The sequence below is a fragment of the Diaphorobacter sp. JS3051 genome (assembly GCF_015832135.1).
Lineage (GTDB): Bacteria > Pseudomonadota > Gammaproteobacteria > Burkholderiales > Burkholderiaceae_C > Diaphorobacter > Diaphorobacter nitroreducens.
Map to the genome: position 1 here is coordinate 3602506 of NZ_CP065406.1, position 19208 is coordinate 3621713.

Sequence of the window (19208 nt, forward strand, 5' to 3'; positions counted from 1 at the left end):
AGTTTACAGCATGACCGGATACGCCAGCGTGCAGCGCGGCGTGGCTACTGCAGGGGACGACAAGGACGGGCCCGTACGGCGCCTGGGCCTGGAAATACGTGCGGTCAACAGCCGTTTTCTGGACCTGTCTTTCCGCCTGTCCGATGAACTGCGCGCCCAGGAGCCGGCGCTGCGCGCCCTGCTCACGCAGCGCCTCAAGCGCGGCAAGGTCGAGGTGCGCGCTTTCGTGGACAACGACGACTCCGCCGTGCTCGCCGAACCATCCCCGCGCATCTTGCAACGGGTGGGCGCGGTGCAGGATGCGGTGCGTTCGTGGCTGCCCGACGCCAGGCCGCTTTCGGTGGCCGACGCGCTGCGCTTGTGCGCCAATGCCGGCGCCCCCGCGCTGGACTGGAGCGAAACGGCAGCGCGCGCGGCCGAGCAGGCGCTGGACGACCTGGTGGCCGCGCGCCAACGCGAGGGCGAACGCCTGGCCGCCATGCTGCAGGAGCGCATCGCACAGTTGCGCGAGCTGGCCCGCCAGGCGGTGCCGCTGGTTCCGCAGCTCGTGGAGCAGCAGCGCCAGCGCTTCATGGAGCGCTGGAAGGAGGCCATGTCGCTGGCCGAAGGCGCGGTGGTGCCCGAAGCGGCCCAGGACCGCGCCCTGACCGAGGCCACGGCCTTTGCCATCCGCATCGACGTCGCGGAGGAAGTCACGCGGCTGCAGTCGCACCTGGACGAGATTGCCCGCCTGCTCAAAAAAGGCGGCGAGGTTGGCAAGCGGCTGGACTTTCTGATCCAGGAACTGCACCGTGAAGCCAACACGCTGGGCTCCAAGTCGGCCGCCATGGACCTCACGCGCATCAGCGTGGACATGAAGGTGCTGATCGAGCAGATGCGCGAGCAAGTGCAGAACATTGAGTAGTGATTCAGGACGGTTCAGGACGTTCCACAAAGACGGCCATCACCCTGTAAAGCCCCGAAATACGGGGCTTTTTTCATTTCATGAGCTACCATAAGACACCACAACATCAAGCGATTTTCTCGTACCCCCTGTTGTACCCGTAAAGGAAACTTCGGAAAAGTACGGGTACAAGGAATTGAGGGCCGACATGGGCAAACTGTCAGACGTGCAAATACGGGCCTGGATCAAGGCCGGAGAACGATTCGAGGGGCGTGCCGACGGCGACGGCCTGTACCTGCGCTGGCGCCCCAGCGTGCCGACGCCAGAGTGGAGGTTCCGCTACCAGTTCGACCGCAAGCCCCGCGTGATGAGCCTGGGCACCTACGGCGTGCTGTCCCTGGCCGAGGCACGCCGCACCGCCAAGGAACTCTCTGCCCGCGTAGCCCTGGGGTACGACGTTGCCAGTGAAAAGCAAGACCGTATCCGCGAAACCGCCGAGCGGATAGAGGCCGACCGCAGCGCCTGGACGGTGGCCGACATGGCCGACGCCTATTTCCGCGACAAGATCATGGGACACTGGAAGCACCCCAACATCGTCCGCTCGCGCATCGAGAACGACATCAAGCCGCGCATCGGCAAAATGAAGATCGAGGACGTGACGACCACGGACATTGATGACGTGCTGAAGTCCATCATCAAGCGCGGCGCGCCGACCGTCGCCAGCGACGTGCTGCGCTGGCTGAAGCGGATGTTCAACTACGCGATCAAGCAACGGCCCAAACAGCTCCAGCGCAATCCGGCTCTTCCCTTCGATATCAACGACGCCGGCGGCAAGGAAGAAAGCCGCGACCGTTGGCTGAGCCGGGATGAACTGTGCCGGCTGTTCGAGGCAATGAGGGAAGCCGCTGGCCGGTTCACCATCGAGAACCACTGCGCCATACGTCTGCTTCTGCTGCTGGCTGTTCGCAAGGAAGAATTGCTCGCCGCCCCTTGGGCCGAGTTCGACTTGGACACCGGGGTATGGCACCTGCCCGCCGGGCGCACGAAAACCGGCGCAGCCACCGACATCCCCTTGTCTCCCTATGCCTTGGAAATCCTGCGCGAGCTGCAACGGCTGGCCGCCGGTAGCGCCTGGGTATTCCCTGCCGTGAAAATGCAAACCCGGATGACGCCGCACCGCGACCCCAACACATTGAACGCGGCCTTCTCCAAGCACATCCGCCCCTTGCTGCCTGACGTGCCGCACTTCGTCATCCATGACCTGCGGCGCACGGCCCGCACGCACCTGTCGGCGCTTGGCGTAGAGCCGCATATTGCCGAGCGATGCCTCAACCACAAGCAGAGGGGCGTGAAAGGCATCTATGACCGGCACGCCTACTTTGACGAACGCAAGGCGGCACTGAACGCATGGGCTTCCCTGCTTCAGCAGATCGAAATGGGCAACGTGCAGCCTAACGTGCTTCCCTTGCGAAAGGCTGCGGCATGATTCCCGCAGCCCTGATCGCCCACTACCAGCAGTTGATCGCCGGCACATCGCGCCGCGTAGTCAAGCAAGGCATCAGTGTGGGCATGTCAACAGCATGGGAATTCGGCACAGGCGACCTGGAAACGATGAAGCGCTTGATGGACAGGGACGTTACCGGGCAGAGCTGGCGCGACCTCGAAGCCGAGATTGGGGCAGATTGGTTGCCTCGCGTCTTCGATGCCTTGTGGACTTCAAACCACGATTGGCTATGGGTACGCAATGACGGGCAAAAGACCCGGAAGGCCCTCGCCGCTGCCAAGATTACTCAGATCAAGAGTGCAACGGAGAAGCTGGGACGGCTCTTGGATGAGTTTCGCAGCATCGTTGCCCCTACTGGCGCCGGCCCAGGTCAAAACCTAGACGCTTGGCCCGATAGCCCTGCACTGCGCAACGCGCTCTCATCATTGACCGAAAGATGCGAACGTTTCGATTTGGCGGGCATGCGACACAACCCTGCTGCCAACGCAGTCCTGTCCGCGAGGGAGTCCGGGCGGGAGTACCTGCGCGCACTCGTGGCAACACTCGATGGTATGGAATTTCGGTTCGGGGAGAAACGAACTCCCAGCAAGGCGCTGATCGACTTGGCTGACATTGCGGCCGGCACTGAGGGCGCAATAGATTACGACGCCTTCTATGCAGTCTTGCAACCCGAGAAGAAAAGCAGACGCCAGTAGCAAGTACAACGGGATTTCGGCTCTATAGCCTTTGCCATGTTTCATAAATCACCAAGAGGGTGCATGACATGGCGAAAGCGAGCGATGGAAAAGAAAAACGCATCCCTGATGCGCTGAGGAATTTTGACCAACTGCCCGACTCGGCCAACGTCGGGTTCGATATTGCCGCCGCGCTTTGCGGCGTGTCCGTCACCACTGCGTGGCGCATGGCCCGCGACGGGAATCTCCCCAAGCCCAAGCGCATTTCCCCTCGCCGTACCGTTTTCAACGTGGGCGAGCTGCGCGCGCACTTGGCAACCCTGTAACCGGGGCTGCCATGTCCACCAACCGCACTCCCGCATCGTACGCCCGCGCCAAGCTCGCCGGCGAACGCCAGCAGGCGTTTACCACGGCGATGACTTACGCACGCGCGTTGCGCGACCTGACGCGCCCCGGCTCTGTGAGTCCTCCGCCGCCCCGCCGGCAGCTCGCTCCGCTGGTTCACGCCTGGGCCGAGGCAATGAAGCACGTCCTGAACGCTGAGGAATAGCGCGCCATGCAGCAGCCTCCCTATCCCTCCACCACCAGAGCCGGCGGCTTCCGGTTCGAGCTGGATTGCGAACGCATCGCCCAATCCGATACCTGGGCGCTTGCCGACGCGCGCCAGCGCCCCCTGCTGCTGATGCTCTGGTTCATTGCCTGGCAGCAAACGCCTTGCGGTTCCCTGCCCGGTGAAGACGCCATCATCGCGGCTCGCCTGGGCCTGTCGCTGGACGAGTTCCTGACGGCCAAACCGATTTTGCTGCGTGGCTGGTCGCAAGCTAACGACGGGCGCCTGTACCACCCTGTGCTGACCGAGCTGGTGCTGGACATGATCGGCCGCAAGACCCGTGAAACCCAGCGCAAGGCCGCCTACCGCCAGAAGCAGCGGGAAGCCCGTGATGTCGAGTTGTCCCGTGGGACACATGCGGGACAGTCCGGGGACGGACAAGGGAACGACACGGAAGCGACGCGGGAATCCGGTGGGAGTGACGACACTACCACCACCACTACCACCATTAAAAAGAAACCCATTCCTGACGGAATGGGAGGGCATCAGGCCGAGCCTGACGCCCCTGCGTGCCCGCACCAGGAAATCCTGGCCTTGTACGCCAAGCACCTGCCTGGGCTGCCCCAACCCCGTGTGTGGGACGGCCAGCGGGTCAGCAGCCTGAAGGCGCGTTGGCGCTGGGTGCTCACCGCCAAGAAGCCCAACGGCGGGCGCTACGCCACCGACACGGCCAGCGGGCTGGACTTCTTCGACCGCTTCTTCGGCTACGTGGCCGAGTCCGACTTCCTGATGGGCCGTGATGGGAAGTGGAGCGGCTGCAACCTCGCATGGCTGGTCAAGGCCGAAAACTTCGCCAAGGTGCTGGAAGGCCAGTACGAGAACCGGAGCGTCGCATGAACGCCTACGACGACATGAGCGGCCTGCGCCTGCCGCCGCACAGCATCGAGTCCGAGCAATCCGTCCTGGGCGGCCTGCTGCTGGACAATGGCGCCTGGGAGCGCCTGGACGGGCAGCTCACCGAGGGCGATTTCTACCGCGCCGACCACCGCCGCATCTTTTCCTGCATCGCGGCCATGCTCGACCGAGGGCAGCCCGCCGACGTGGTGACGGTGTACGAGGCCCTGCGCGCAGCCGGCGAAGCCGAGCAGGTGGGCGGCCTGGCCTACCTCAATGCGATGGCGCAGAACACGCCTTCGGCGGCCAACATCCGCCGCTACGCGGAAATCGTGCGCGGCTGCCGTGTGCGCCGTGACGTGATGGCGCTGGGCCAGGACATTGCCGCGCTGGCTGCCGAACCCTCGCGCGCCAATGACACCGCGGGCTTGGTGGAGCAGGTCACGGGCATGGTCATGGCCTTGGCCGACACCCGCCATGCTGGCCGAGAACCCCAGACCATCGGCGAGCTGCTGCCCGGCGTGCTGGACGCCATAGACCAGCGCATGAACGACGGCGGCGCCGTGTCCGGCCTGGCCACCGGCTTCCGCTTGCTGGACGAACTCACCTGCGGCCTGCAAGCCGGCGACCTCATCATCGTGGCGGGCAGGCCAGGCATGGGCAAGACCACGCTGGCAGTGAACATCGCCGAGAACGTGGCCTTGGCCGGGGGCGCGGCCTTCGTTGTGTCGCTGGAAATGTCCGCAGCCCAGCTTGCCGAGCGCAGCGTCGCGCGCTTCGGCGCCATCGACACGCAGGCCCTGCGCTCCGGGCGCATCAGCCAGGACGGCTTTACGCGCTTGTCGGCCGCCCTGGATCGCCTGCGCAATCAGCGTCTAGTCATTGCCGATGATCCGGCACTTGCCAGCGTGGCACGTATCCGGCTTGCCGCGCGCAAACAGAGCCAGCGCCTGGGGGCGCTCGACCTCATCGTGATCGACTACCTGCAACTGATGCGTGGCGACGGCGCCAACCGCAACGACGAACTGGGCGGCATCACGCGCGCGCTGAAGCTGCTGGCGCGGGAGCTGGCTTGCCCGATCATCCTGCTGTCTCAGCTCTCCCGCGCCGTGGAGGCCCGCCCGGACAAGCGGCCCATCTTGTCCGACCTGCGCGAATCCGGTGCCATTGAACAGGATGCCGACGTGGTGATGATGGCCTACCGCGATGGCTACTACCGCCCGGACGGCCCGTTGCAGGGGTTCGCCGAAATCCTGGTGCGCAAGCAGCGCATGGGGCCGACGGGCGACGTGCCGCTGATCTTCCAGGGCTGGCACTCCCGCTTTCTCGATGCCGACGTGCGCGACTTCGCTGCCGCCAAGGCCAAGGGCGAAGCACCTGCACGCGAAACCCGGAGGGGATTTGGTGACTGACCTTCCGCCCCTGTTGCCCCTGCTGCGGGCGCTCTCCCAAATCCCGGTGGCCTGCTGGCGACTTCAGCCCGCCCCCCAACCACAAAGCAAGGACGAACCGATGGCCGATGCCACGACCGAAACCGAGATGCCGAACGCCACGCACAGCGACTGGCTGGAAAACGTGCTCATGGCTGAAGACGGCCCGCTGCCGGCGCCCGTTCTGTTCGCCAGCAGCCCGAAGGTGGAGCAACTGGAATTGGTGCGCGTGATCGGAGACAGGCTGCGCCAGGCCCGCGAGCTGTGCAACCTCTCCCAGAGCGTGGCCGCGCAGCGCCTGGGCTACTCGAACTCGTCCAAGCTCTCCAAGGTCGAGGGAGCGACGGACACCAACAGCGTGCCCCTGTGGCTCATCCTGCGCGCGGCCAAGGTGTACGAGGTCAGCATCGACTTCCTGTTCGGCGTCACCGATGACTGGGAAGTCGGCGCGCCGCGCGGCACGCAGGAATGGTTGCTCAACGTCTGGCAGAAGCTGCGCGAGCGCGACATGGCAGCCCTCGATCACCTGCACCGCGAGGTTCTGGCCGTCAGCCGGCATACGGCGGCGCTGGTCGCCGGCGTGCGCGAGGTCGCCGAGGGCTTGAGCACCTACCGCGCGCGCAATCCGGGGTTCGATGAAACGCCGGCGTCCGCCACCCTTGCCGGCCGGCTCGAACGGTTGCAGGCTGGCGCCCGCGATGCAGACACGGCGCTGAAGCGGCTTCACCTGGGGGTGGCCGGCGGTGCAAGCGAGGCTGCCCGATGAACACGAAGAATCGCCCGCTCGGCAACGTTCGGGGGCACATCGGCGAAGCCGCGAAGCTCGCCAAGCAGGACGCGGCCCAGCGGAAGGCGGCAGAAAAGGCCGCCAACAGCATCATCCTTTCCAAGCAGGATGTGCAGGGACAGTACGACGCCTATCGCGCGTTGAAAACGACCCTTGGGGGCGTGCGCCGCGACATCACGGCCGCCGACCTCGGCACGTTCCGCCGCAACATGCAGACGGTGCAATCGCGCATCACTGCCGCAGGCATTACCGCCCAGCAGGTGATCGACCTGGCGGCCAGCAACCCGCTCAAAAACCCCCGGAACCCCGGCGACGAAGGTGACCTGGGCCGCGCCCGCAAGGAAATCCGCATGGCCGTTCCCGTCAGCAGCATGGTGTCGGCACGAGAGCGAGATAGCCTTGATGTCCGCTTCCTGACCGATGCCAGCCCGGACTCCGACGCAACGCGGCATCACGTCCTTGTGCGGTTCCGTGCATATGGCGAGATGGCGCGCCAAATGATGGTGACGCCCACGACCACGGAGGGGAAGAAGACGCCGAAAGCCCTCACCCCGAAACAGGCGGCCACCAGGATGCGCGAGGGCTACCTTGCCTTCGATTGCGATTGCGGAAGGACGCAATTTTTCCTGCGCTACCTGGCGACCATCGGCGGGTACAACGCCGGGCGCGATGAGCATGGCTATCCGAAGATTCGCAACCCCGGATTGCAGGGGGTGGCCTGCAAGCACGTCCTGCGCGTGATGATGGAAATCGTGCAATCTGCGGCCGTGCTCGGTTTTCTTGAGCGCGTCATGGCAAAGGCGCTTGCCAGCGCCGACAACAAGGTGCGGCACCAAGCCACGCAGGCCGAGGCTGATGCGTTGGCAGCCAAGCAGGCCAAGCGGCCGCGCGCTATCAAGACCAGCGAGCAGCGCGGCGCCGAAGCTCGAAAGGCTCAGGAGAAAGCCGCGCTCGCCCGCGCAGCGAAGGTGGCCGCCACCAAGCCGCCCAAGAAGGTCGCGGCGGCATCGCGCCGGGCCGCCAAGACGGCCGCCGAGACGCTGGGCAAGCAATTCAACCTTTCGCCGGATCAGGTTTCGGCGATTCGGGACATTCTGGCCCAGGCCGGCCAAGGAGGGGCGGCATGAAAGCGATTGTCCAAGACATCAAGATCAACCGCCTTGCCGCCAGGTGCGAGGCCCTGGCGCGGGAAATCGGCGCTTATCGCCCTGCGGCAACCTTCGTTCATGCTGCGATCTTTGCCGCGCAGGGGGAAGACCGGCTGCGCGATGAGGATGGCAAACCACTTGTCGGCGCCGTCGAGCTTGAGCTGCTGGGCCAGCGTGACGCCTTGCTGATGGCCGCATGCAAGGCTCGCGGCGTCAATCTGAAAGACCGCCACCTCGACCGCATCGCGCGGGAATATGGCAACGACCTCGCCCCCTGAACCCATCACCAACCGAAAGGAACCAGACCATGCCCAACAACACCCCGAGAGAATCCACCTACGCCCTGGAAACGGACGGCATCGTTCACGGTATCGCCTTGGCGTGCGTCAACACCCTGGCCGAAGCGGCCGCCGTCGCCACGCCGGAGAAGTTCATCCACTTGGCCGCTCGCCAGTTGGTCGAGGCCGGCCAGAAACCGACCGCCGCGCGTGTGGCGGAGCACCTTCACCAGACGCTCCGGGCCTTCGATGCAACCGTGAAAGAACTGACCGCAATCTAGGCACCAAAGCCGGAAAAACGTGCATTTATCCCGGTTATGCCGTGCAGACAATGCCGTATCGACTTTGGAGAAACCCATGACCTGCCCGCCCTTGCCCAACCTGGAAGACCTGATGGCCTTTCGCAATGACCCCGACGCCGTGCGCATCGCTCGGAAGCTGAAGGCCGACATTCGGCGCGCGGCGGATTCTGTCGCACTGGAAGCTCTGTACGCTGCGGCGGCGCACCGCTTCCCCAACGATGCGCCGATGCAGGCCCTTCAGAAGCTGGGCCTGGAAACCACGGCCTTGCTGCGCGACCTGGGCCGCCTGGGCGAAGATGCCCGTTCCGTGCAGGACGCCGAGCGCGCCAGGCTGGAGCCGCTGACGCGAGCGGCGACGAAGCGCATGTTCGCGGCCATTGAGCGGCTGGGTAGCATTCCGCGCATCGTCGCTGCGTATGAAGGCACTGCGCGGGAAAAGCGCCGGGAACTGAAGCTGCTGGGTGTCGAAGATCAGGCCATCATCGAGCGCGTGGCCCCCATGCCTGACCGCGAGCAGTTCGAGGCTGAAGAGAATGCGCTGAAAGCGGAGATTGCCGCGCTGGAGCGGTTCATCCGCACCGGCGACGAATCCGACCTGCCGCCCGGTATCGAGCCGGAACCCATGCGGGTGGCGGAGATGCGCCACATCGAGCAGAAATCGCGGCTTGCTCAGTTGGCGGAAGAAGTCGCCGCGCTACTGGCGGCGCCTGCCCGCCGCTGACCGATCAATGGCCGGGCGCAGAGGGGTCAATGCAACACCGATTCCAGTCTCGGAAATAGCCCCCGCGTCCCAACGCGGAACGCTCATTGAGGCCCGGCCGCCCTTTTTTTGGAGATAGCGATGCAATCGACTTCCAACACTCCTGTGAAACGCGCCCCCAGCATCGTAGGCATTCGAGCCAGTGCCGCCCGACACGCCCGCATTGCCGTGGAAACCCTGGCCGAGGTGGCGCGTGATGCCAGCGCCCCGACCGCCGAGCGAGTGAAGGCCGCCGAAACGCTGCTGGCGTATTCGACCGTGCCGAAGGTGGAATGATGGTGACCACCCTCGCACCCATCACCGTCACGGCCAGCGCCGACACCAATGCATTGACATCGCTCTGGAATGGCCTTTCTCCGCATCTGATTGCCAGCTTCTGGGAAGTCAAGCGGGATGGTTCTTCCAAGGATGGCTACTGGAGCCAGGTTGATGGCAGCCCCATCGTGCGCGCACCCTTGAGCGATGCGAATTTGGAAATGCTGCTCAACTGGCAAAGCCCGTTCGAGAACGCCGGGCCGGAAACGCGGGCACCGACGATCTTCGCCATGCTGCAATCGGGCACGCTCCAGCCCGTCATCGACGCGCTAAATCCGTTCAAGAGCGACAAGCAGACCTCCGGCAAGTTTGAAGCCGGGGCGGGTACGCTCAAGCAGTTCGAGGGGCGCACCGGCATCACGAAGCTGAACAGCACGCAGGTTTTCAACGGAATGCCGCCCGTCAAGATCACGGTGACGGCGCTGTTCCGGGCCTGGCGCGATTCGGCCAGCGAGGTCGAAGCGCCCGTCAACCAGTTGATGCAATGGGCGCTGCCCGTGCATTTGGACGAGAACAGCACCATCCTTTCCCGTGCCGCAGAAGCCGCCAAGGGCAGTCGGGAATGGGTGGATGCCTTACTGCCGTCCACGTCGCCCGTGAAGATCGCCATGATGTACAAAAACCGCATCTTCTCGCCGATGGTGATTGAGGCTATCGGCGTGCCCCTCAGTTCCCCCGTGGATGCCAAGGGGCGGTTCATTGAGCTGACCGTCCCCCTGACCTTGTGCTCGCTCACGGGCATCGACCGCAAAGACTGGGTGAACGCTGGGGATTCGTTGTCTGGCTTTGAGGGGTTCCGGACGTGAGCCTGTACAACAACGTGGCGGAAAGCCTCTCCAGTCAAGGGTTGCTCGGCTCCATTCGCTCCGGCCTGAACGCGGCCTTGGGCGGCGTGTCGGACTCGGCCACGCAGATGCTGGGCGGTGGCAAGCTCGCCCAGACCGTGGTGAGCATGGGCAAGAGCGCAGCCGAGAACGCGGGCCTGGGCTTGGTGAACAAGTACATCCCCATCCAGGCGCAGCGTGCGATCAACGTGGGCGCGGGCGCCGTGGGCGACCTCATGAACGGAGATTGGAACTCGGCGGGCCTGCGCGTGCTGGATTCCGGCCTGCTCAACGAGCTGCTGCCCGGCTTCGGCGGCGGCGTCGCCTCGCAGGTGGCGTACTGGGGCGCGGCCACGCCGCTGCTGGGCGGCATCAGCGCACGCGAGGCCAAGCGTATCTACGACCAGGTGCGCGGTGAGCGCCTCGCCAAGAAAAACCTCTGGCTGCTGGAGGTGACAAGCGCACTGAACAACGGCAGCATGAATATGCCTGACCGCTTCAACCTGTTCGCCACCGAGGTCGAGTATTCGCCGTTCATCATCGCCGGCGACAAGCGGCGAGTGGGCGGCGCCGTGGTTGATGCCGTGCAGGGGGCGGAGCCAATCGAGCTGCGCATGACGACGCTGGATGACCAGGCCGGTTCCCTGAAGATGTGGTTTGAGCATCATGCGGCAGCCGTGGCGGCCAAAGATGGCACTGTCGGTGTGCCTGCCAATTACGCCATCAGAATCAAGCTGGTGCATTCGTTCATCACGCCCGAAAGCAACCGGGGCGGGTACCAGAGCATCGGCCTGTTCCGCCCGATCAGCCTCGACGTGAGCCTTTCCCGCCGCGAAGACGGCTTGCAGGAGTTGGCGATGGCCTTTTCGCAGCTCGACACCTTCATGATGCCCTGACCAGGAGGAGCCATGCCGACCAGCAATCAGCAACCGGGCAAGCCGGACACCATGACCCGCGTTCTCTACATGCTGGAAACCATTGGGCGCGCGCATCTGCGTGGCGGCTTGCACATTTCTGAGACGCTGCCGCTCGTTCAGCAAAGCGAAGTCGGGGCCATCTTGGATCACTTGGCCGAGTTCGCCGCCAAGATCGACATCGTCCGGCAAGAACGTCATGAGCGCCCCGAATAAGCCGCCCCGCCCTCGCAAGTCCGGCAAGGCCCAGGCCACACCGGCACCGGCGCGCGGCCGCCCGACTCTCTACCGGGCCACCTACGCCGAGCAGGCCCGTAGGCTGGCGCTGCTGGGCCAGACCGATGCCGAAATGGCCGCGTTCTTCGGCGTGTCCGAGGCGACCTTTCACCGCTGGAAGAAGGCTCACAAGGATTTTTGCGAGTCCATAAAAGAGGGAAAGGCCGATGCCGATGCGAAAGTGGCCGCCGCTTTGTACCAGCGCGCCGTCGGCTACTCGCACCCGGACGTGCATGTCAGCAACTACCAAGGCGAAATCACGGTGACGCCGCTCACCAAGCACTACCCACCGGACACGGGGGCGGCCTTCATCTGGCTGAAGAACCGCCAGCCCGACAAGTGGCGCGACCGCATCGAGCACCAGGCCGACGTGACGGTAAACGGGCCGGACGGCGCCGCACTGGCGCGCCTGTTCGATGACCGGATGCGGCAGTCGCGGGAGCGGCAGGCGGCCGTGATGCGTGAGCGTGAGCTGAAAGATGAGTGCGATGACCAAAGCTAGGGGTGACAGCGGCCACCGGGAGCAGTCAGGCGTCATGATCGACGCGGCGGCCGATACCGAGTAGATCAGCTCCCGCCCCGCCTGCTACGATAGCCCCGTGCCTTGTGACCCAGCCGGAAGGGGGCTGGGGAACGTGGTTCCTCGGAACTGCACGGCCGTGGGCGGCTTGCTCCGTGCCCGGCTCAGTGCGCGAAGCCGTGACCCGCCCCCGGCGCTCTAGGCGCTGCCACGGCGGAGAGCAACCCTGGACGTTCGCTCCAGGCGCAGGGCACCCCCGATCAGGTGGCATCCATCTGGCCGCTGCTTTTCTGGCCCAGCCGATGGCGCCCGCCCCGCGCCAGGGCGCCAATACCGCGCCGTGGCCGAGCTGCGTGCCACGCGCCAAGCCGTCACGCGCGCGCCGGCGCAGCCGATGGGCCGCGACAGCCGGGGCCGGTTCGTGCGCGGCGCTGCTGCTGCCCGGCCTGCCGGCGGCGGACGTGACGCTGGCCTACGGATGCTACGATGCCTCTACGCCTCGGGAGAACCGCCGGAGGGTGGGACAGCACGCAGTGACCCGTTGCCCAGCGCCGCAAGGTGATCGCTAGCGGAGAGCGAACCTGGGAGAAGGCTACCCAGACCGAGGCGCCCCATTCCCCAGAAATGACAAACCCGGCGCGCGGCCGGGCATGTGGAATTTCTGGGTGGGGCAGGTGCCTACCTCATAACAGCCTACCCCCCTCCATTCACGACCTTGAGGCCCCTCCAGTCTTTGGCCTTTTTGGCACGCGCACGCGCCTTGCGCTGGGCCTGGATATATTTTTGGGCACGCTCTTTGAGCAACCCGATGAGCTTCATTCCCATGTCGTCCAGCCACGGCGGAGGCTCCGACCCATCGGGCAGCAATGCGGCTTCGACCACGGCTACCGTCACTTCGTCGGCATCCCAGACTGTCGCACCGGCATTCCGGATTGCCCGGCAACGTGCATCTTCGTCTTCAACCAGCGCCGAAGGCTGATCCTTGGCTGGCAACAGTGCGAGCGCATCATTGCCCGTCGTCGTCATGCTCTTTCCTTTCGTATTTCGCATAGATGTCCACGCCGAAGTATTCGCCGGCGGTCTTCTGGTGCTCGTTCTCTCCCGCGCGCAGCCACGCCATTTCGAGTAGGCGCGTGGTGGTCAGGTCGCTGCCGTTGTCACGGTCACGGATTGCCGACAGAAGCGCGAACACGTCCCTCTCTTGCTCAAGCAGGCACTCAAAGGCGAGGCGTGCTTCCAACATCGTGACCGCCGGGGCGTCGGGAGTGGATTGCGTCACGCTCACGCCGCACCTCCTTCCCTGGCCGCCAGGATGCACGCCTGCAACTCGTCGGCCGGCTCGCCGATGATGCTCACCTGGTAGTCGGCAGCGACGTAGGCCCCGAGCGACGACAGGGATTGGATAAGCGCGGTGCTTTGGGCACGGTCGCCGCTGTTGTTTGCTTCCTCGATGCACTGGAACAACGCCCCCAGCCAGTTGAACGCCTCGACGGAACGGTGCAGCGGCTGGACGATGTTCTCCGGGGAGCGGCCGAAGAACGCCTGAACGCCCTGTTCGGCATGGGTGACGGCTTGGCTCGCCGACCCTGCTTGTTCCAGCGCCTGAGCGCCTTCTGAAATGCTCTTGCTTCGCGCCATGTCAGGCTCCTTTGTGGTTGATGTATGTCTATGGTAGGAACTGGCATATATTGTTGTCAAGCACTTCCTAGAACTGCCATACTTCAGCCTACGAACAGTGATGGCGAAACCAATGACGAAATCGAAGACACAAGGTGCCCTGGAGTTGATCGAGAAGGGCACGACCCCCTATGCGGCCGCTCAGAAGATGGGGATTTCTCCCAGCACGGTGTATCGGGCGATGGGCCGCCGGCAGGACAAGAACGTGTGTCCTTGCTGCGGCCAGGTGGTGCGCGAGGGGTTCGAGATCGACCGCGCCGTGCTGAAGACTCAAGACTGAGCGGGGGCGCTGGCATGAAATACCTGTCCTTCGCACTCAACATCATGTCGGCCGTCTTCGCCTTTGCGGCGGCTATCCTCTGGTGGCTGGCCTCTGTTCGAGTGGTGCGTTCGGACTATGACGGCCCGATGGAAAGCGCGTATCAGGGCTTCATGGGCGGTCGGGATTCCGTCGGCATGACGCCCGATGGCGAGCGTTTCGACCTCATCGCTACCCTGAACGCGCAATCGAGGCTCAACTCCTGGGCGGCCAGGGCGGCAGCGGTGGCCGCCGTGCTCCAGAGCCTCAACGTGCTGATTGCCGGGTATGGTTCGCCTTGAATAAGGTAATCCATTGGATTAGAATAGGCCATGAATGAAGCCCTGCACGGCATCGCCGAGCTGCCCACCTATACCCGACTGGCCGACAAGCTACTGAGCGCGGAAGAGCGCCAAGACCTGATCGACTACTTGGCCGAACACCCCAAGGCCGGGGACATCATGGAAGGCACGGGTGGCGTGCGCAAGCTGCGCTGGCGCCGTGGCGGACAAGGCAAGAGCGGCGGTGTGCGTGTCATCTACTACTACCACGACGACCTCATGCCGCTGTACCTGCTGACGCTGTTTGCCAAGGGCGACAAGGCCAACCTGACCAAGGCCGAGCGCAACGACCTGGCCGACCTGGTTGATGTGCTGGTCGGAATCTGGAGAGGAAAGACATCATGAGCACCGCATTCGAGAGCATCAAGCAGGGCCTGCAAGAGGCCATCGCCCACGCCAGGGGCGACGAGAGGGGCGTGCGCGTGCATCGCCCGCGCGCCATCGACGTGAAGGCCGTGCGCGCCAAGGTGGGCATGACCCAGGAACAGTTCGCGGCCCGCTTCGGGTTCTCTACCGCGACGTTGCGGCACTGGGAGCGTGGCGACCGTACCCCGCACGGCCCGGCGCTGGTGCTGCTCAACGTGATCGAGCGCAACCCGCAAGCCGTCATCGAGGCTCTGGCCTGACACCGGGCACCTCGAAAAATCTTGTACCCGCTGCTGTACCCGCTGAAAGATCGCATTGGCTCAGAGCCTTGTTCCATGCGGGTTCCAGCGACGTACTAAAGATTCAAGTGCAACATCGAGTGATAATCCTGTTTTGATAGCGGCTCACGCACACTCCATATGGACTATCCCGGAAATTTGTTTGTAGTCTCTGCCCCCAGCGGGGCGGGTAAATCCAGCTTGGTCAAGGCCCTGCTGGAGCTGGACTCACATGTGCAGCCCTCCGTGTCGCACACGACCCGCGCGCCGCGCGGGCAGGAAAAGCACGGCCGCGAGTACTTCTTCGCTTCCGAGCAGGAGTTCGACGCGATGGTGGCGGCTAACGGCTTCGTCGAGTGGGCGAACGTCCATGGACGCCGTTATGGAACCTCCCGCAAGGTGATCGAGGAGCGCGTGGCCCAGGGGGCGGACGTGGTCTTGGAAATCGACTTTCAGGGCGCGCTGCAGATCAAGCAGGCCTTCGCGAACGCCGTGCTGGTCTTTGTGCTGCCGCCCAGCTGGGACGAGTTGCGCGCCCGGCTGGAACGCCGGGGCGAAGATGCGCCCGACGTGATCGACCTGCGCCTGGAGAACGCGGCAGAGGAAATGGCGCAGGCCAGCAAATTCGACTTCGTTATAATCAATGAGGTCTTTGAGCGAGCGCTTTTCGACCTGAAAACCATCGTTCATGCCCAGCGTCTCAAGTACGCAGCCCAGCGCCGCGCCCGGGCCGAAACCTTCGAGTCGCTCAATATTCCCTGATCCCTGGAGAACACCATGGCCCGCATTACCGTGGAAGACTGCCTCGAGCAGATTCCCAACCGTTTTCAACTGGTGCTCGCCGCCACCTACCGTGCCCGCATGCTCAGCCAGGGCCACGCCCCCAAGATCGAGAGCCGCAACAAGCCAGCCGTGACGGCACTGCGCGAAATCGCCGCCGGCAAGGTCGGCCTGGAAATGCTCAAGAAGGTTCCGGGCTGAGCGATCGTCGGCCTCCGGTGATCCCGGTAAAAGAGCACCGCGTGGCGGTGCTTTTTTTTGCCTGCGCTTGCCGCTCGGGCGGGGCGCGCTACATTTAAGCCATGAACGTCGTGTTGAACAAGGCAGCTGTTGACAATCCGCAGGCCGCCCCTGTGGCGGTTGACAGTTCTTCTGCTGCGGCCGCCAACGCCGCGGCGGCGAGCTTTGCTGCGCTGCTGGAAAAACTCGACTACCTTGACGAAGCCAGCGTCGAGCAGGTGCGCCAGGCGTACCGTTACGCCGATGAAGCGCACTTGGGGCAGTTGCGCAGCAGTGGCGAGCCCTACATCACGCACCCGATTGCCGTGGCGGCGCTGTGCGCGAGCTGGAAGCTGGATGTCCAGGCCCTCATGGCAGCCTTGCTGCACGACGCCATGGAAGATTGCGGCATCACCAAGTCCGATCTCATCGACCGGTTTGGTGCGCCTGTTGCGGAACTGGTGGATGGTCTCACCAAGCTCGATAAGCTGCAGTTCAATACCCGTGAGGAGAACCAGGCCGAGTCGTTTCGCAAGATGCTGCTGGCCATGGCACGCGACGTGCGCGTCATCCTCATCAAGCTGGCGGACCGCACGCACAATATGCGCACGCTCTCCGACATGCCGCGCAGCAAGTGGGGTCGCATTTCGTCGGAGACGCTGGAGATCTATGCGCCCATCGCGCATCGGTTAGGGCTGAACCAGACCTACCGCGAACTGCAGGACCTCGCCTTTCGCCACCTGCATCCATGGCGCTATGCCACGCTGTCCAAAGCGGTCACGAAGTCGCGCAACCGACGCCGCGACATCGTGCAGAAGGTGCAGACGGAAGTGGATGCCGCATTTGCGCGGCTGGGCATGCACGTGCGGCTGGCGGGGCGTGAGAAGACACTCTTTGCGATCTACCAGAAGATGATCACCAAGCACCTGAGCTTTGCGCAGGTGACGGATCTCTATGGCTTCCGTGTCATCGTGCATTCGGTGACGGACTGCTATACCGCCTTGGGTGTGTTGCACCAGATGTACAAACCGGTGCCCGGCAAGTTCAAGGACCATATCGCCATTGGCAAGCTCAATGGCTATCAGTCGCTGCATACGACGCTGGTGGGACCTGCTGGCCTGAACATCGAGTTTCAGGTTCGCACCGAGGAAATGCACATCGTGGCGGAAGCGGGTGTGGCGGCGCACTGGCTCTACAAGGCGAAAGATGCGGATGGCGCGGTGGCAGAACGCCTGGGCACCAAATGGCTGCAGTCCTTGCTCGACATCCAGAATGAAACGCGCGACGCGGCCGAATTCTGGGACCACGTCAAGGTGGACCTGTTCCCAGATGCCGTCTATGTCTTCACGCCCAAGAGCCAGATCATGGCCTTGCCCCGCGGAGCCACTGCGGTGGACTTTGCCTATGCGATCCACAGCGACGTGGGCGACCGCACCACGGCGGCGCGCATCAACAACGAGCAGGTGCCCCTGCGCACCGAACTCAAGAACGGGGATGTGGTGGAAATCGTTACCACACAGGGTGCCCGGCCCAACCCCGCTTGGCTGGGGTTTGTGCGCACTGGGCGCGCGCGTTCCAAGATTCGCCACTATCTCAAGACGCTGGCGCAGAACGAGTCGGCGGGCCTGGGCGAGAAACTGCTGACCCAGGCGCTGCGCGCCGAGGGCATCGAACAACTGCCTGACGTGCAGACCCAAGTGCCCATTTGGGAAAAACTGCTGCGCTTTACGGGCAATCGCAGCCGCGCGGAACTCATGACCGATGTGGGACTGGGCAAGCGCATTGCCGGCATCGTGGCCAAGCGCCTGGTCGTGTTGCTATCGGAAGACGGCCAGCGGCCTGATGCATTGCTGCTGACCCGCGAGCGCTATAGCTCCCATGAAACAGTCTCGCAAGGGAGCATCACCCTCGACGGCAGCGAGAATGCATCTGTTCAATATGCAGCGTGTTGCCGCCCGGTGCCGGGTGACCCCATCGTGGGATACCTGGGCCGCGGCGAGGGCCTGGTGGTCCATCACGCGCAATGCGGTGTAGCCAAGAAACTGCAGCACAAAGATGGCGAGCGCTTCATTGCCGTCGACTGGTCCGATGAGCCTACCCGCCAATTCGAGACCGGTATCACCGTGACCGTGACCAATGGCAAGGGGGTACTGGCTCGCATCGCATCCGAATTTGCCAACTCAGAGGCAGATATCGTCCGTGTGGACATGGACGATGCGATGGACACCACTGATCTGCGTTTTGTGGCAGCTGTGCGTGATCAACACCATGTAGAGGCCGTGTTGCGCAATCTGCGCCGCACGCATTCCGTATTGCGAGCGTTCCGCGTGCTTCCCCAGCCCGCTTGAGGGCCTGGGTTCGTCACCGAGGCGCCGCGACGGGGTATTCGACGCGCAGGATTTCCAGGGTACGTAGGCCGGCGGGAGTCTGCAGGGTCACTTCGTCTCCCTCCCGGGCTTTGAGCAGCGCGCGTGCCACGGGAGAAATCCAGCTGATCTGCTGCAGGCTGTTGTCGGCTTCGTCAATGCCCAGAATCGTCACCGTGCGCTCCATGCCGTCCTCCTCGGCGTAGGTGACCGTGGCGCCGAAGAAGACTTGGTCACTGCCCGCGTGTACCGATGGGTCCACGACATCCGCGATTTCCAGCCGTTTCGTCAGGAAACGGATGCGCCTGTCGATCTCGCGCAGCCTTTTCTTGCCGTACAGGTAGTCGCCGTTCTCCGAACGGTCTCCGTTGCTGGCAGCCCAATGGACAATTTCCACCACCTTGGGGCGCTCATCATCGATAAGGTCCAGCAACTCGCGGCGAAGGCGCGCATATCCCTGGGGTGTGATGTAGTTCTTGCCGGGCCCCACCGGCGCCTGCGGGGGGAGGGACGGTTCGTCGTCGGTATCGGTTTCTTTGGTGAATGCCTTGCTCATATGCTTATCGTGCCTGAAAGGGAGCAAATGCCAAAAACGAAAAAGCCCTGGAACCTTGCAGTTCCAGGGCTTACCGTTTGGTGCGGCTGGCAGGAATCGAACCCACGACCCCTTGGTTCGTAGCCAAGTACTCTATCCAGCTGAGCTACAGCCGCTAAGCTTTGAATTATAGCACGAAGTTTTCAAGCTATTTCAAAAAATCGTCACTGGTTAATTAACTAACTCAGTCGATCAGCGCATTGTGACGATGGCGTGATTGTAGCGGAGT

The 19208-nt window shown here is 63.8% G+C and carries 28 protein-coding genes and 1 tRNA gene; 24 read left to right on the top strand and 5 right to left on the bottom strand.

The annotated features are described in order from the left end of the window. Positions 1-10: 10 nt before the first annotated feature. The 17 genes from I3K84_RS17115 (at position 11) to I3K84_RS17195 (ending at position 12041) form a co-directional block, all read left to right on the top strand. Positions 11-904: a YicC/YloC family endoribonuclease gene (locus I3K84_RS17115; protein ID WP_135148454.1), complete on the top strand. Its 894-nt coding sequence runs from the start codon at positions 11-13 to the stop codon at positions 902-904. A gap of 187 nt (positions 905-1091) precedes the next feature. Next, positions 1092-2369, top strand: coding sequence for a site-specific integrase (locus I3K84_RS17120; protein WP_011804368.1), 1278 nt, complete (start codon positions 1092-1094; stop codon positions 2367-2369). Beyond that, positions 2366-3082, top strand: coding sequence for a hypothetical protein (locus I3K84_RS17125; RefSeq protein ID WP_011804369.1), 717 nt, complete (start codon positions 2366-2368; stop codon positions 3080-3082). The genes I3K84_RS17120 and I3K84_RS17125 overlap by 4 nt, the downstream gene beginning before the upstream one ends. Positions 3083-3150: 68 nt before the next feature. After that, a complete protein-coding gene (locus I3K84_RS17130; RefSeq protein WP_011804370.1) occupies positions 3151-3387 on the top strand; it encodes an AlpA family transcriptional regulator in 237 nt (78 codons plus the stop codon). A gap of 11 nt (positions 3388-3398) precedes the next feature. Next, positions 3399-3611: a hypothetical protein gene (locus tag I3K84_RS17135; RefSeq protein WP_041835907.1), complete on the top strand. Its 213-nt coding sequence runs from the start codon at positions 3399-3401 to the stop codon at positions 3609-3611. Positions 3612-3617: 6 nt separating this feature from the next. Beyond that, complete coding sequence (locus I3K84_RS17140) at positions 3618-4508, top strand: DUF1376 domain-containing protein (RefSeq protein ID WP_011804371.1); 891 nt, start codon at positions 3618-3620, stop codon at positions 4506-4508. Continuing rightward, complete coding sequence (gene dnaB, locus I3K84_RS17145) at positions 4505-5917, top strand: replicative DNA helicase (RefSeq protein ID WP_011804372.1); 1413 nt, start codon at positions 4505-4507, stop codon at positions 5915-5917. Before I3K84_RS17140 ends, dnaB begins: the two co-directional genes overlap by 4 nt. Positions 5918-6017: 100 nt before the next feature. Then, the gene (locus I3K84_RS17150; RefSeq protein WP_041835908.1) at positions 6018-6701 is read left to right on the top strand and encodes a helix-turn-helix transcriptional regulator; all 684 of its coding nucleotides are present in this window, start codon (positions 6018-6020) and stop codon (positions 6699-6701) included. Continuing rightward, the gene (locus tag I3K84_RS17155) at positions 6698-7849 is read left to right on the top strand and encodes a hypothetical protein (RefSeq protein ID WP_011804374.1); all 1152 of its coding nucleotides are present in this window, start codon (positions 6698-6700) and stop codon (positions 7847-7849) included. Before I3K84_RS17150 ends, I3K84_RS17155 begins: the two co-directional genes overlap by 4 nt. Then, positions 7846-8148: a hypothetical protein gene (locus tag I3K84_RS17160; RefSeq protein ID WP_041835911.1), complete on the top strand. Its 303-nt coding sequence runs from the start codon at positions 7846-7848 to the stop codon at positions 8146-8148. Before I3K84_RS17155 ends, I3K84_RS17160 begins: the two co-directional genes overlap by 4 nt. Positions 8149-8177: 29 nt before the next feature. After that, on the top strand, positions 8178-8429 hold the full coding sequence (locus I3K84_RS17165; protein ID WP_011804376.1) for a hypothetical protein: 252 nt from the start codon (positions 8178-8180) through the stop codon (positions 8427-8429). Between the two features lie 76 nt (positions 8430-8505). After that, positions 8506-9171: a hypothetical protein gene (locus I3K84_RS17170; protein ID WP_011804377.1), complete on the top strand. Its 666-nt coding sequence runs from the start codon at positions 8506-8508 to the stop codon at positions 9169-9171. Positions 9172-9291: 120 nt separating this feature from the next. Further along, positions 9292-9486 (top strand): hypothetical protein, encoded by a 195-nt coding sequence (locus I3K84_RS17175; RefSeq protein ID WP_041835912.1) that lies wholly within the window; start codon positions 9292-9294, stop codon positions 9484-9486. Then, positions 9483-10331: a hypothetical protein gene (locus I3K84_RS17180; RefSeq protein ID WP_196995050.1), complete on the top strand. Its 849-nt coding sequence runs from the start codon at positions 9483-9485 to the stop codon at positions 10329-10331. The genes I3K84_RS17175 and I3K84_RS17180 overlap by 4 nt, the downstream gene beginning before the upstream one ends. Further along, complete coding sequence (locus tag I3K84_RS17185) at positions 10328-11245, top strand: hypothetical protein (protein WP_011804379.1); 918 nt, start codon at positions 10328-10330, stop codon at positions 11243-11245. The genes I3K84_RS17180 and I3K84_RS17185 overlap by 4 nt, the downstream gene beginning before the upstream one ends. A gap of 12 nt (positions 11246-11257) precedes the next feature. Next, positions 11258-11479: a hypothetical protein gene (locus I3K84_RS17190; protein WP_041835913.1), complete on the top strand. Its 222-nt coding sequence runs from the start codon at positions 11258-11260 to the stop codon at positions 11477-11479. After that, positions 11463-12041, top strand: a complete 579-nt coding sequence (locus tag I3K84_RS17195) for a hypothetical protein (RefSeq protein ID WP_011804380.1) — start codon at positions 11463-11465, stop codon at positions 12039-12041. Before I3K84_RS17190 ends, I3K84_RS17195 begins: the two co-directional genes overlap by 17 nt. A gap of 711 nt (positions 12042-12752) precedes the next feature. Here I3K84_RS17195 and I3K84_RS17200 read toward each other — a convergent pair. From I3K84_RS17200 to I3K84_RS17210, 3 genes are read right to left on the bottom strand one after another with little or no spacing between them, the layout of a single operon-like run. Beyond that, complete coding sequence (locus tag I3K84_RS17200; RefSeq protein ID WP_011804381.1) at positions 12753-13085, bottom strand: hypothetical protein; 333 nt, start codon at positions 13083-13085, stop codon at positions 12753-12755. Further along, on the bottom strand, positions 13066-13344 hold the full coding sequence (locus tag I3K84_RS17205; protein WP_011804382.1) for a hypothetical protein: 279 nt from the start codon (positions 13342-13344) through the stop codon (positions 13066-13068). The genes I3K84_RS17200 and I3K84_RS17205 overlap by 20 nt, the downstream gene beginning before the upstream one ends. Then, complete coding sequence (locus I3K84_RS17210) at positions 13341-13697, bottom strand: hypothetical protein (RefSeq protein ID WP_011804383.1); 357 nt, start codon at positions 13695-13697, stop codon at positions 13341-13343. Before I3K84_RS17210 ends, I3K84_RS17205 begins: the two co-directional genes overlap by 4 nt. Positions 13698-13809: 112 nt before the next feature. On the opposite strand from I3K84_RS17210, the gene I3K84_RS17215 reads away from it, so the two are divergent. The 7 genes from I3K84_RS17215 (at position 13810) to I3K84_RS17245 (ending at position 18366) form a co-directional block, all read left to right on the top strand. Further along, entirely contained in the window at positions 13810-14016 is a 207-nt protein-coding gene (locus tag I3K84_RS17215) for a hypothetical protein (RefSeq protein ID WP_011804384.1), read from the top strand. 14 nt (positions 14017-14030) lie between these two features. Next, positions 14031-14336, top strand: a complete 306-nt coding sequence (locus I3K84_RS17220) for a hypothetical protein (RefSeq protein WP_011804385.1) — start codon at positions 14031-14033, stop codon at positions 14334-14336. Between the two features lie 30 nt (positions 14337-14366). After that, on the top strand, positions 14367-14720 hold the full coding sequence (locus tag I3K84_RS22340) for a type II toxin-antitoxin system RelE/ParE family toxin (RefSeq protein ID WP_011804386.1): 354 nt from the start codon (positions 14367-14369) through the stop codon (positions 14718-14720). Beyond that, positions 14717-15001, top strand: a complete 285-nt coding sequence (locus I3K84_RS17230) for a DNA-binding transcriptional regulator (protein WP_011804387.1) — start codon at positions 14717-14719, stop codon at positions 14999-15001. The genes I3K84_RS22340 and I3K84_RS17230 overlap by 4 nt, the downstream gene beginning before the upstream one ends. A gap of 159 nt (positions 15002-15160) precedes the next feature. Next, on the top strand, positions 15161-15781 hold the full coding sequence (gmk, locus tag I3K84_RS17235; RefSeq protein ID WP_011804388.1) for a guanylate kinase: 621 nt from the start codon (positions 15161-15163) through the stop codon (positions 15779-15781). 15 nt (positions 15782-15796) lie between these two features. Beyond that, on the top strand, positions 15797-16000 hold the full coding sequence (rpoZ, locus tag I3K84_RS17240; protein ID WP_011804389.1) for a DNA-directed RNA polymerase subunit omega: 204 nt from the start codon (positions 15797-15799) through the stop codon (positions 15998-16000). A gap of 101 nt (positions 16001-16101) precedes the next feature. Continuing rightward, a complete protein-coding gene (locus I3K84_RS17245; protein WP_196995051.1) occupies positions 16102-18366 on the top strand; it encodes a bifunctional (p)ppGpp synthetase/guanosine-3',5'-bis(diphosphate) 3'-pyrophosphohydrolase in 2265 nt (754 codons plus the stop codon). Between the two features lie 13 nt (positions 18367-18379). Here the strand turns inward: I3K84_RS17245 and greB are convergent, their stop codons facing one another. Continuing rightward, positions 18380-18940: a transcription elongation factor GreB gene (greB, locus tag I3K84_RS17250; protein ID WP_047350017.1), complete on the bottom strand. Its 561-nt coding sequence runs from the start codon at positions 18938-18940 to the stop codon at positions 18380-18382. Positions 18941-19018: 78 nt separating this feature from the next. Continuing rightward, positions 19019-19095 (bottom strand) — tRNA-Arg (locus I3K84_RS17255). Between the last annotated feature and the right edge of the window lie 113 nt (positions 19096-19208).